A 12,247-nucleotide genomic window follows, 5' to 3' on the forward strand; every position below is an offset into this window, starting at 1 on the left:
GCTGCTCTAACTAGAGCACCCTTTACTTAATGATCCTTTTTATCTTATTGGAACGGGTAATAAGTTTGTGCAATTTGTCATAATCCTCTGTGGCAATAGAATCGTGCAGGGATTGAAGCTGCTTGATATGTTCTTCGAGTACTTCGAGTACATTTTCGCGATTTTGCTTGAAAATAGGTGTCCACATATCGGGCGAACTTTTGGCCAGACGTACTGTAGATTCAAATCCCGAGCCCGCTAGCTCAAAGATACGTCCCTGAGATTTCTCTTTTTCCAATACCGTTAAGGCGAGGGCGAAAGAGGTCAGGTGAGAGATGTGTGATACATAAGCAGTGTGTACATCATGTTCGTCCGCATTCATAAAACAGCTGCGCATCTCCAATTGGTCGGTGATGGCATCCGCGATCTCGAAAGCATCCTCATCAGTTTTAAATGCTTCGACATACACCATCATCTTGCCTTTGAATAAGCCCGGTATTGCAGCCTCAGGCCCCGAATACTCGGTTCCGGCCATGGGATGGGCTGCAACGTAACGCCCCCGGTTAGGATGATCCTTGATTTTGTTGAGAATATTTGTTTTTGTCGATCCCATGTCAATGACGACCTGATCTGTAACCAGATCCAAGATTTGAGGAACAACATGTAAAATGGCATCGACAGGAATTGTGAGCACCAATACTTTACAGCTCTTAATCGCATCTTCTAAGCTTGCTGTTTCGTCAATGAAGCCGATATGCATCGCTTTATCTAAGTTCTTTTGACTCTTATCTACACCGATTATTTTGTCGCAGAATTTTGTTTCTTTTAGGCGAATGGCAACTGAGCCGCCGATCAAGCCTACGCCTACAATGGCAATGTTCATATGTAAACAATTATATTAAGCGTATTTTTGTTCAAATGTTATACACCGAACGCTTTATACACTGGTTGTTTTTCGATCAATTATTCTATCGATAATTTCAAAGCGATTAAGCTGTCGAGATATCGAATGTCTTAGAAATTATCTTTAATGCGCTGGATTGATTCTTTGAGTACCTCTACTGTGGCACAGAGACTGATGCGTATATATTGATCGCCTTTGTCTCCGAAAATTCCACCCGGTGTAATAAATACCCGTGATTTGTCCAAAACAGCATCGCTTAGCGCATAACCATCCTTATATTTTTCAGGGATGCGTGCCCATACAAACAGACCTACTTGGTCTTTTTGATAAGAACAGTCCAGCAAATCCATAATTTCATAAACCTGCTGACGTCTTTCAGCGTAAATTTTGTTTAGATCAGCATACCAGGAGGCATCAAGTTGTAAGGCTTTTGCCGCAGCCAGCTGAACAGGTAAAAACATACCTGAGTCCATGTTGCTTTTGAAACGGAGTACTTGGTTTATACGTTCTTCGGCACCCACGAGCACTCCAATTCGCCATCCCGCCATATTGGAAGACTTGCTCAGCGAATTCAACTCAATGGCCACATCTTTCGCGCCAGGGATACTCATAATGCTTCTTGGCGTATCTGTCAAAATAAAGCTATACGGATTATCGTGGCAAATCAAGATGTTATGCTCTTTGGCAAATTGAATCAGCTCTTGATAAAATGCATCGGGTGCCGAGGCACCTGTTGGCATATGAGGATAGTTTATCCACATTAGTTTAACCTTTGACAAGTCTTGTTTTTTGAGCTCATTTAGATCAATAAGCCAATTTTTCTCTTGTGTAAGATTATAGGTAATCGCTTCAGCACCACTCAATCTCACTGCAGCCGCATAAGCTGGGTAGCCGGGATTGGGTATAAGCGCTTGGTCTCCCTCCTGAAGATAGGTCATACAGATGTGCACAATACCCTCTTTTGACCCTATTAAGGGTAATATTTCTGTATTTGGATTAAAAGTTGCGTTATAATAACGTTGATACCAATCTGCAACGGCTTGTCGTAGGGCGGGGGCGCCTTTATAATTTTGATAGCCATGCACATTTGGAAGTTGGGCATTCGTATTTAATGTCTCGATCACCTCCGGGTGCGGAGGCAAGTCTGGACTTCCAATTCCTAGGTTGATTACACGCGCACCCTGTTTGTTTAACTCATCTATTTCCCTTAATTTTTTGGAGAAATAATATTCTTCAGTGTGCTGCAATCTTTTGGCAACGTCTATTTGCATTTTATTTTAATAAATTTGGTATTTGAATAAGGCTAAATTAGGGAATTATCTATTAAAAGGAGATTTTTTTATCGATTTTTCAAGCAAAACAAGCTGGATGCTTTAGTCTTGAGATGCAACAATTTTATAGTCCCTTACCAGGATATGTGCTTTTCTTGATTAATTTGTTATTTTTGTTCAATTTCCTCGTCAAAAATCTGAAAGGTAGAGGAGAGACCGACGAATGACTTTTCGTATAAAGGTAATTTGTCTTAGTTCAAAATAAATGAAAACATATTTTAGGCTCTTATCGTTTGCTAAACCCATTGAGAAATTTGCAATCCCCTATGTAATTTGCACGCTGATCACGGTTATATTTAGCACCTTGAATTTAGCATTGCTTGCTCCATTACTCCATACACTTTTTAACGCTGGTAAAGAGACCGCCGAGGCCGTAAAGCCAGAGGCTTATACAGACATTCTCGCGTGGTTTAATTACTATGCCAGTGTTGCTAATAGCCAGTTTGGAGCCTATGGTGCATTGAAATACGTCTGTATTGTTATTGTGATCTCTGTATTTATCAGTAATCTATTTCGTTATTTCTGTCAGCGTATTATGGAGAATTTTCGCATTCATACCCTGCTCAAATTGCGTAGAGCGGTGTTTGATAATGTGATGGATCTGCATGTTGGCTATTTTACGGGGCAACGAAAAGGAGATATTGTTTCTAAAGTCGCGTCAGATGTGCAGGTTGTTCAGTATTCTGTTACAGGGACATTGCAGGTGGTTTTTAAGGAACCTTTGCAATTGATCGCGTATATCGTGATGCTGTTTAATATTTCTCCAAAATTGACTTTTTTCTCCCTTTTGGTTATTCCTATATCTGGATTTTTTATTGCAAGAATCGTTAAGAATCTTAAAAGTCAGGCGCATGCCGCACAGGAGTCCTATGGAAATATGATTTCTTATTTGGACGAAGCATTATCTGGGATTAAAATTATCAAAGCTTTCAATGCGGTCTCCTTTATTAAGAACAGATTTCATAATGAGAACGAACGTTATGCGAATATCGGCCGTGCTATGGCTAAAAGACAACAGTTAAGCTCGCCTGTTTCTGAGCTACTGGGTGTCATTATGGTCGCAATTATTCTTTTATATGGCGGTCATTTGGTGCTTTCAGGTGACAAGGGGTTAACTGCACCGGAATTTATCGCCTATATCGCTATTTTTTCGCAGGTGATGCGTCCGGCAAAGGCGTTAACAGATTCTTTTAGCGGTATCCACAATGGTCTTGCTGCAGGTGAAAGGGTATTGGAGCTTATTGATGAAAAGACGGAAGTGAAAGATCGCGCCGACGCGAAACTTGTGAAAAGCTTTGAGAGGAATATCGTATTTAACCAGGTCAATTTTTCGTACAGCAAAGATAAAGAGATTCTCCAGAACATCGATTTGACTATAGAAAAAGGAAAAGTCGTTGCATTGGTAGGGCCTTCAGGTGGGGGAAAATCAACTTTGGTTGATTTGATTCCACGCTTTATGGACGTCACTGGAGGGCAAATTTTGTTTGATGGTACTGATTTACGGGATTTAAACCAGGATTCTTTACGGGACATGATCGGTGTCGTCAATCAGGAGTCCATTTTGTTTAATGATACGATTTTCAATAATATAGCATTTGCTAATCTTTCTGCCAGCCAGGAAGAGGTTGAAGCCGCTGCACGGATTGCCAATGCGCATGAATTTATTTTGAAAACAGAACATGGTTATCAGACCAACATTGGTGATCGGGGCGGTAAATTATCGGGTGGCCAACGCCAGCGGATCTGTATCGCACGGGCAGTCTTAAAGAATCCACCGATCATGCTTCTTGATGAGGCGACTTCTGCGCTAGATACCGAATCTGAAAAATTGGTACAGGACTCATTATATAAATTAATGGACAATAGAACAACGGTTGTCATTGCCCACCGCTTAAGTACCATTCAGAATGCGGATATAATAGTGGTTATTGAAGCCGGAAAGATTGTAGAAGTAGGTAGCCATAGTGAGCTGATACAACGTGAAGGATTATACCGCAAATTAATCGAGATGCAACAATTTACAGATTAGCTTTCTTTTCTAAGAGGTTTGTCAAATTAGTTGTTGTCACATTTTTTATTATAACTTTTGTTGCCTTTTCGGTACATTTGATTTAAGATAGGAGATACATTTAATGAACGCAATAGATAAATTGAATTTCTTGATAAACGACAAAAACTTAGCTGTCGAATGGAGAGATATAGCGGAGAAAGTTTTGCGAGAGGAGCGTATCACTTTTGAGGAAGGAGTGCTTTTATATGAAAAAGGTGAGCTAGGCTATCTTGGTGTGCTTGCTAACTATATTCGTGAGAAACGCCATGGAGATCATACTTTTTTCAATCGTAATTTTCACATTGAGCCGACGAATGTTTGTGTCTATGACTGTAAGTTCTGTTCGTATTCCAGGTTAATAAAAGAACGAGCAGAAGGTTGGGAGATGGAAGTTGACGGCATGATGGATATTGTCAAAAAATATGACAATGAGGCTGTTACTGAAGTTCATATCACTGGAGGGGTTGTTCCTAAACAAAACCTCGAATTTTATGCTGATTTCTTTCGCAAATGTAAGGCGCATCGCCCCGAGCTGCATATTAAAGGACTTACACCTGTAGAGTATTACTATATTTTTAAGAAGGCAAAATTAAGCCATTATGATGGCCTGAAGTATTTGCAATCTTGCGGCTTGGATTCCATGCCGGGTGGGGGAGCAGAAATTTTTCATCCAGAAGTCAGAGAACAGATTGCACATGATAAATGTACCGCCGAACAATGGTTGGATATTCATGAGCAAGCGCATAAGCTGGGAATGCATACCAATGCCACAATGCTGTATGGTCATATTGAGCAGTTTTGGCATCGTGTAGATCACATGGAGCGCCTAAGACAGCTGCAGGATAAGACTGGCGGTTTTCAGACCTTTATTCCTTTAAAATTTAGAAATAAGGAGAACCAAATGTCCCATATTCCCGAGGTATCCGTTATCGAAGACCTAAGGAATTATGCGATCGCTCGAATTTACATGGATAATTTTGATCATATTAAAGCTTATTGGGCAATGATATCGAGAGATACGGCCCAGTTGTCCTTGGCTTTTGGGGTCGATGATATCGATGGAACACTGGATGATACGACAAAAATATATAGCATGGCAGGAGCAGAAGAGCAAAAACCGGGGATGACCACACAAGAGGTTGTCGAGCTGATAAAAAATGTTGGACGCCATCCGATAGAAAGAGATACCCTCTACAATGTGGTGACCGATTATAATGATTTTGTTTTTGATCAAGGTGATCAAAAGAAAAGCTATTATGCATTACCTGTTGTCAATTCATAACTCATATCGCACGTTGAAAAAGACATTTTATTTTATACGACACGGACAGACTGATCTAAATTTAAAAGGTATTGTGCAGGGACGGGGTGTTAATTCCCCGCTCAATAAGATGGGCATAGCTCAAGCTCAGGCTTTCTTTGATCGCTATAAGACGGTGCCTTTTGATAAGATATATACCTCCACTTTATTGCGTACGCATCAAACTGTACAGGGATTTCTTGATTTGGATTTACCTTGGGAACAGCTTGTTGGTTTGGATGAAATAAGCTGGGGAGTTTATGAAGGAAAAGAACAGACACCAGAGTTGCTAACTGGTTTTGAAAAATTGGTCGCAGCATGGCGCAACGGAGAATTGGATGTCAGTATTGAAAACGGAGAGTCTCCTTATGAATTGATGGCTCGTCAACAAGTCGCCTTGGATCATATGCTCGCTCGGACAGATGAAAAAAACATATTAGTCTGTATGCACGGTCGTGCTTTACGGATTATGCTTTGTCTAATGACAGGTGTCGATGCCCGTTATATGGATGATTTCCCGCATACAAATACTGCTTTATATAAATTGCTGTATGATAATGGTCAATTTGAGATTGTGGACCATTACAATACCGCACACTTAGAAGCATTGATAAATGAATAAAATTAGAGTTTCTGCCGTATCGTATACCAATACTTATCCATTTTTGAATGGAATACGTAAATCGAAAGTGATGGAGCAAATCGACTTGAGCGTTGATTATCCAAGTGCCTGTGCACAGAAAGTAATCGATGATCAAGCTGATATCGGTATTATACCGACAGCTGCCTTATTAAGTCTGCCCGAGTATTATATTAATACCGATTTTTGTATCGGCACAGAAGGTGCTGTTGATTCTGTCTTTATTTTTGCCAATAAGCCTATTGATGAGGTCAAAACTTTACGTTTAGATAAGCAATCGCGCACGTCAAATGGTTTAGCACGTGTATTGATTAAAAATTATTGGAAAATGGATGTAGAATTGGTCACTGATGAATCTATAGAGCCAGATGCCTATGTTTTAATTGGGGATCGTACTTTCGGTAAGAAGAATGCAGTACCCTATGTTTATGATTTGGGGGAAGAGTGGTTTAACTTTACCGGATTACCTTTTGCTTTTGCCTTATGGGTAAGTAACAAAAAACTTCCCGACTCTTTTGTGGAGCAATTTAATGAAGCTTTAGCCTATGGTGTTGAACATGCAACCGATGTGATAGCCGGTCTCCCAGAATTTGAGGACTTTGATTATACAAAATATCTGACGCAGCATCTTAATTTCCATTTGACAGATAAGAAACGCGAAGCTGTGCAGTTGTATCTCCGGTATTTAAAAGAATTGGATTAACCTGGGGCGCTTGACCTGAACAGGACCCATGACATACCCTGAAAAATTTTAAATTAGCATCGGCAGGTAGGCCTTACACGGCATTGTGAAGGTTTACCTGGCGATTGATTCCCCGGGGGCACTACCCCCCTGATAAATTCCCTTTATTTCTTGCTTTTGTTTATAACGACTTCGGTAAGGCGTATAACTCCGATTATACCATGTTTGGAATTAAAAGGGTAACAGTACCCTTTTTACAGGGTATTAACAAGGGGTTAATAGGGGGATACCCCTGTTAACCCCCTGTTATACCCCTGCTAACCCCCTGTAATACCCCTGCTAGTATCAAACATGATATTAACCAAGAGTTAATCAGGTTCCTATAAAAAAAACCACTCATTGAGTGGTTTTTATATCAACTTATTTAAACGACAATGCAGGTCTCCTTATGCATTGGAATCACAGTTGGATAATGGATCTGACCTTCGCCAGCGAAATAGGTAAGGAGGATCTCTTGGAGCGCGAAGAACTAGGTACGTCCAATTTTTACTTTACGTCCTTTGATTTTTTGCCCACTAGCCTTATTGATAATAACGGAAGCAAGCTTTCTTTTAACGGCAACATACGCTACCTTATCTTTCACTTCTATTATACCGATGTCGTCTTTTTCAACACCTTCCAAATGCAGAAGAAAACCTACGATGTCAATTTTATTGACTTTATCTTTTCGTCCAGCACTGATATAAAGTGTGGCGAAAGGTGAATTTTCCGGAAGATCATAGTATTCGGGAAATTCCTCTTCAGGTATTTCTTCCGCTATATAGGGATAGGCTTCTTCAGGCTTTAAGATGACATAGACATCACCCTTTGCCTGCATGCGCGCAGTGCGTCCATTGCGATGAATAAAGCCATCTTCTTTATGCGGTAGCTGGTAATGAATAATGGCATCGACTTCGGGGATATCCAGCCCTCTTGCAGCCAAATCGGTCGTGATTAAAACATTATTGGAATGATTACGGAATTTGAGAAGCGCCAGTTCACGATCTTGCTGTTCAAGTCCGCCATGAAAAGTGTCGTGAATAATATTGCGATTGTCCAGCAGTTCGCTGATGTGATCTACTGCATCGCGATGATTACAGAAAATAATCATTTTTTTCGTTCCAATCTTGCAGATGAGTTTTAGTAATGCCTCCAATTTCTTTTGAACAGGCGCAACGACCTTTTTTATTGTAATGCGGGGTATGTTCTGTGAGTTATTCAGAAAATCAACAAGAATAGGCTCCTTTATCTGTGTAAATGGCGGGATCACATCCATCATCGTTGCAGAAGTCAATATCCGTGATCTGATGGCCGGTATATGTCGAATAATGAAATCCATTTGATGCTGAAATCCCAGTTCCAACGATTTATCAAATTCATCTAACACAAGGGTGTGGATACTGGTTGGATCAAAATTTCCTTCTTCTATATGTTGTTTTATACGTCCTGGAGTTCCTATAATAATTGCGGGAGCATCCTTGAATTCATTTTTTTCGATACGGGTACTATGACCGCCATAGGCACAGGTGACTTTGTGACCTGTGGCCACCTTGCGTAGCACTTGCTCTATCTGTAAGGCAAGTTCGCGGGTCGGCACTAAAATCAGTACTTGAACCTCCCGAACGATTTCCTTCAATTGCGCTAAAATGAGCAATGAAAAGGCCAAGGTTTTGCCAGATCCTGTGGGTGAAAGTAAGATGAAATCATGGTCTTTTTGGAACGATTCCACTACTTTTTCTTGCATCTCATTTAAGGATGAAATGCCTAATTTATTTAAAATAGCTTCTAGCTGCATTTGACAAAAATACAAAATACCGCTATCTTGAAAGGAACAAACTAGAATGAAAATTTTTTAGGCATTTTATACCTAAAAAAACAAGGTAATCGGTCTATAAAAGATGATTACCTTGCGCTGATTTGTATCGATATACTGGAAAACGCGGTATAGTTGCCGCGTTATTAATTCTTAATAAGTATTGTTTTATAAGATATCAATACCTTCTTGTCTTAGCGTTTCTTTTTTGTCCTCTTCCCAGATACTGACTTGGACTTCTCCAATATGTTGTTTCTTGAGCATAAACATACAGACACGTGATTGTCCGATCCCACCGCCCATAGATTCCGGTAATTGATCATTAAGAAGCATGCTATGGAAAGTCAGTTTGGATTTTTCAGTGCAATTTCTGATTTCCATTTGATGTGCCAAAGCGGTTTTATCGACGCGAATTCCCATGGAAGAAAGCTCAAATGCTGAATTTAAGATCGGGTTCCATACGAGAATATCGCCGTTCAATCCTTTGTGCCCAGCCTCATTGGCAGTGCTCCAGTCGTCGTAGTCCGCTGCGCGTCCATCGTGTGCAACACCATTGCTCAGTGCCCCTCCGATACCATATAAAAACACAGCTCCATATTCTTTTGTGATTGTATTTTCACGTTCCTTTGCACTTAGATTAGGATATTTTTGCAGTAGTTCTTCAGCCGAAATGAATGTAATGGTTTCTGGAAGAATCGCTTTTATCTGTGGATATTTGCTTTCAACCTGTTGTTCTGTAAATCGTAACGCATCGTAAATTTTTAATACGGTTTCTTTCAGTAAGGCCAAATTACGTTGATCTTTATCGATTACTTTTTCCCAATCCCATTGGTCTACATAGATCGAGTGAATAGGGGTGTAATCTTCATCAGGACGCAGTGCTTTCATGTCTGTCACAATGCCTTCCCCAGGTAACATTTCAAGCTCTTTTAAACGGACTCTTTTCCATTTTGCCAATGAATGTACCACGACAGCCCTTTTTTCATTCAATGATTTAATCGGAAATGATACGGGACGCTCAATTCCATTTAAGTCATCGTTTAATCCTGTGCCGTCTAAAACCACCAATGGTGATGAGATCGGAATTAAATTTAATGCTTTCTTTAGTTGTTGGACAAATGTATCTTTAACGAAGCTGATAGCAACTTCGGTACTTAAAAGTTTTCTTCCCTCCATATGAGTCAAATGAAATACCATACATGGATTGATATGCATGGTTTTATTTTTTTATTCAGTTATTTCATACAAAAGTATGAAAATATCATTGGTTAATCTGTTTGGTTGTGATTTTTAATATTTATCCATTAAAAAGTTGAAAAAATAAAAAAATTCCAACAAAATGAAGGTAGGTCAATATTTAATTATAAAACTAATAATTTGTTGGTGCAACCAAAAGTGTTTGATTACTTACCAAAAGAGCCCTGAAATATTTCAGGGCTCTTTTGTTTATGGTGGATCGATTGATTGATTAAACGGAGAAGCTTTCGCCACATGCACAGGTCCGGCTCGCATTCGGGTTGTGGAATTCAAAACCCTTTCCGTCCAAACCATCGGAATAATCCAATTCTGTGCCTGCTAGGTATAAAAATGATTTTATATCCAAACAGACCTTCACGCCTTTATCTTCGAAGAATTGATCACCTTTTTTTTCTTCGTTATCGAAGTTCAGCTTATAACTCAAGCCCGAACAACCGCCACTTTCCACAGCAACACGCACAAAGTAATTGCTGTCATATTGCTCATCCTTCATGATTTCCTCGATACGAGATTTGGCTTTGTCAGTAACTGTAATCATAGTAATATCCTTTGTATGACACAAAGATACATACAATCTTGTTATATTTCGTCTGTTATAAAGTTTTTAGAATGTCATAAATTAATCGATCAGGCCAGCTTTGAAAAGCTGCCAGATGGGGGATTGATCGCGGATTTTACGAACGGCTTCTGTGATCAATTGGGCACAACGTATAATATCCTCTTGAGTCGTAAATATGCTTAAGCTAAAGCGAATGGCCGATAATGCGTCTTCTTTGGAAATGCCCATAGCCATTAAAACATGGGAAGGTTCCCTGGATCCGGTCACACAGGCCGAGCCCGAGGAAAGCGCCAATGCAGGGCAGGTAGTCATTATTTCGCTGGCCAGTATATGTTTAAAACTAATGTAACTGGTATTTGGTAGGCGGGGTACATTTTTTCCATGAATGATGATTTCAGGAATGGCACTTAAAATTTCTTCCAATAGATTGCGGTTTCGTTCGACCGTATTATAAGATGTTGGCTTAATCAGAGACATGGCTTTTCCAAAGCCGACGATAGCTGGCACGTTGTAAGTGCCGCCTCTAAATCCGCCTTCCTGACCACCACCCACAATTAATGGGGTAATCTGAATCGGCTTTGATTTTCGACGAATGTATAAGGCGCCGATTCCCTTTGGGCCATGAAGTTTATGCGCACTCAGACATAAGAGGTCGATAGGGATTTTTTGTAGATCAATGTCGATTTTTCCAACAGCCTGCGTTGCATCACAGAAGAACAAGATATCTTTCTCTGTACAAATAGTAGCAATTTGTGCTAGCGATGTACATACCCCTGTCTCGTTATTAGCGGCCATAATGCAAACGAGTATGGTCTGGGCACTCATCGCATTTTTCAAGTCGTCTATATTGATCATTCCTTGTGCATCGACGGGGAGATAGGTGATCTGTGCTCCTTTTTTCGTCAATTGTTCACAGCAACTTAAGACAGCCTTGTGTTCTGTTGAAACGGTGATAATATGATTCCCCTTGGATTGATATTTGTCAAATATGCCACAGATTACGGTATTAATACTTTCTGTTGCACCTGAATTGAAAAATAGTTCTTTCGGTGAGCAATTCAGCACTTCAGCTATTTGTCCTCTGGCAAGTTGGATGGCAGCGTTGGCTTCACGCCCCATTTGGTGATAGACACTCGATGCGTTCGCATAGTTTTGGATGAAGTAGGGAGTCATGGTATCCCATACTTCATCCAAAATTCGAGTTGTTGCGTTGTTGTCCAAATAAATGATATCCTTCATCAGGATAAAGATAAGGATAATGAAGGTTATGCTGAAGCCTTCACATCAACTTCCTTTTTTTTGACATTCGGATCATATCTTAAGCCCGGAGTTAACCAATACATCAGTATGATACGGGAATAGCGGTAGTTGAATGGCGACATTAAAACAACGCTCATGATAGCAACTGTTGCATAAAGTATAAAAGAAGAATCATTGCCTGTTAGGATATAGGTTGCCATACAGGCAGTAACCATTTCGGCGATGGAGAACGCATAGGTAACATACATGGCACCATAAAAATAACCTGGCTCACGTTCGTAACGAAGTCCACAGTATTCGCAATGGCTATTCATTTTTTGTACTTTCAGACCGTATGCAGGCCCTTGGTACACATGGCCGATTCTGCATCTTGGACATTTTGCTTGCCATGCGGCTTTAAATTCAGATAATTCGTATTTAACCTCTTCCATAG

General features: G+C 40.1%; 11 protein-coding genes. 4 read left to right on the forward strand and 7 right to left on the reverse strand.

The features are described from left to right. Positions 1 to 22: 22 nt before the first annotated feature. Together HS960_RS02760 and HS960_RS02765 are read right to left on the reverse strand one after the other, a co-directional pair. Positions 23 to 862, reverse strand: a complete 840-nt coding sequence (locus HS960_RS02760) for a prephenate dehydrogenase (RefSeq protein WP_075993419.1) — start codon at positions 860 to 862, stop codon at positions 23 to 25. A gap of 131 nt (positions 863 to 993) precedes the next feature. Continuing rightward, positions 994 to 2,154, reverse strand: coding sequence for a pyridoxal phosphate-dependent aminotransferase (locus HS960_RS02765; protein WP_153845838.1), 1,161 nt, complete (start codon positions 2,152 to 2,154; stop codon positions 994 to 996). A gap of 265 nt (positions 2,155 to 2,419) precedes the next feature. On the opposite strand from HS960_RS02765, the gene HS960_RS02770 reads away from it, so the two are divergent. The 4 genes from HS960_RS02770 (at position 2,420) to HS960_RS02785 (ending at position 6,907) form a co-directional block, all read left to right on the forward strand. Continuing rightward, positions 2,420 to 4,243: an ABC transporter ATP-binding protein gene (locus HS960_RS02770; RefSeq protein ID WP_159727644.1), complete on the forward strand. Its 1,824-nt coding sequence runs from the start codon at positions 2,420 to 2,422 to the stop codon at positions 4,241 to 4,243. A gap of 103 nt (positions 4,244 to 4,346) precedes the next feature. Then, a complete protein-coding gene (mqnE, locus tag HS960_RS02775) occupies positions 4,347 to 5,546 on the forward strand; it encodes an aminofutalosine synthase MqnE (protein WP_153845840.1) in 1,200 nt (399 codons plus the stop codon). Positions 5,547 to 5,559: 13 nt separating this feature from the next. After that, a complete protein-coding gene (locus HS960_RS02780; RefSeq protein WP_153845841.1) occupies positions 5,560 to 6,186 on the forward strand; it encodes a histidine phosphatase family protein in 627 nt (208 codons plus the stop codon). After that, complete coding sequence (locus HS960_RS02785) at positions 6,179 to 6,907, forward strand: menaquinone biosynthetic enzyme MqnA/MqnD family protein (protein ID WP_182331203.1); 729 nt, start codon at positions 6,179 to 6,181, stop codon at positions 6,905 to 6,907. Before HS960_RS02780 ends, HS960_RS02785 begins: the two co-directional genes overlap by 8 nt. Positions 6,908 to 7,415: 508 nt before the next feature. On the opposite strand, the gene HS960_RS02790 is transcribed toward HS960_RS02785, so the two are convergent. From HS960_RS02790 to HS960_RS02810, 5 genes are all read right to left on the reverse strand, one after another. Next, positions 7,416 to 8,669, reverse strand: a complete 1,254-nt coding sequence (locus tag HS960_RS02790; protein WP_327196881.1) for a DEAD/DEAH box helicase — start codon at positions 8,667 to 8,669, stop codon at positions 7,416 to 7,418. Positions 8,670 to 8,906: 237 nt separating this feature from the next. Beyond that, positions 8,907 to 9,953 (reverse strand): aspartate--ammonia ligase, encoded by a 1,047-nt coding sequence (asnA, locus tag HS960_RS02795; protein WP_227550166.1) that lies wholly within the window; start codon positions 9,951 to 9,953, stop codon positions 8,907 to 8,909. A 253-nt stretch (positions 9,954 to 10,206) separates the two neighbouring features. Then, complete coding sequence (locus tag HS960_RS02800) at positions 10,207 to 10,533, reverse strand: HesB/IscA family protein (RefSeq protein ID WP_153845844.1); 327 nt, start codon at positions 10,531 to 10,533, stop codon at positions 10,207 to 10,209. An 81-nt stretch (positions 10,534 to 10,614) separates the two neighbouring features. After that, positions 10,615 to 11,793, reverse strand: coding sequence for a cysteine desulfurase family protein (locus HS960_RS02805; protein WP_228280187.1), 1,179 nt, complete (start codon positions 11,791 to 11,793; stop codon positions 10,615 to 10,617). 26 nt (positions 11,794 to 11,819) lie between these two features. Then, on the reverse strand, positions 11,820 to 12,245 hold the full coding sequence (locus HS960_RS02810) for a DUF983 domain-containing protein (RefSeq protein WP_046675442.1): 426 nt from the start codon (positions 12,243 to 12,245) through the stop codon (positions 11,820 to 11,822). Between the last annotated feature and the right edge of the window lie 2 nt (positions 12,246 to 12,247).

Origin of the sequence: Sphingobacterium paramultivorum, assembly GCF_014109745.1 — a bacterium.
Lineage (GTDB): Bacteria > Bacteroidota > Bacteroidia > Sphingobacteriales > Sphingobacteriaceae > Sphingobacterium > Sphingobacterium paramultivorum.

Excerpts from the sequence above, each read along its gene's own strand:
- HS960_RS02810 (WP_046675442.1), bottom strand. The coding sequence starts at position 12,245 with ATGGAAGAGGTTAAATACGAATTATCTGAATTTAAAGCCGCATGGCAA.
- HS960_RS02770 (WP_159727644.1), top strand. The coding sequence starts at position 2,420 with ATGAAAACATATTTTAGGCTCTTATCGTTTGCTAAACCCATTGAGAAA.
- HS960_RS02805 (WP_228280187.1), bottom strand. The coding sequence starts at position 11,793 with ATGAAGGATATCATTTATTTGGACAACAACGCAACAACTCGAATTTTG.
- HS960_RS02785 (WP_182331203.1), top strand. The coding sequence starts at position 6,179 with ATGAATAAAATTAGAGTTTCTGCCGTATCGTATACCAATACTTATCCA.
- asnA (WP_227550166.1), bottom strand. The coding sequence starts at position 9,953 with ATGCATATCAATCCATGTATGGTATTTCATTTGACTCATATGGAGGGA.
- HS960_RS02760 (WP_075993419.1), bottom strand. The coding sequence starts at position 862 with ATGAACATTGCCATTGTAGGCGTAGGCTTGATCGGCGGCTCAGTTGCC.
- mqnE (WP_153845840.1), top strand. The coding sequence starts at position 4,347 with ATGAACGCAATAGATAAATTGAATTTCTTGATAAACGACAAAAACTTA.
- HS960_RS02765 (WP_153845838.1), bottom strand. The coding sequence starts at position 2,154 with ATGCAAATAGACGTTGCCAAAAGATTGCAGCACACTGAAGAATATTAT.
- HS960_RS02800 (WP_153845844.1), bottom strand. The coding sequence starts at position 10,533 with ATGATTACAGTTACTGACAAAGCCAAATCTCGTATCGAGGAAATCATG.
- HS960_RS02790 (WP_327196881.1), bottom strand. The coding sequence starts at position 8,669 with ATGCAAGAAAAAGTAGTGGAATCGTTCCAAAAAGACCATGATTTCATC.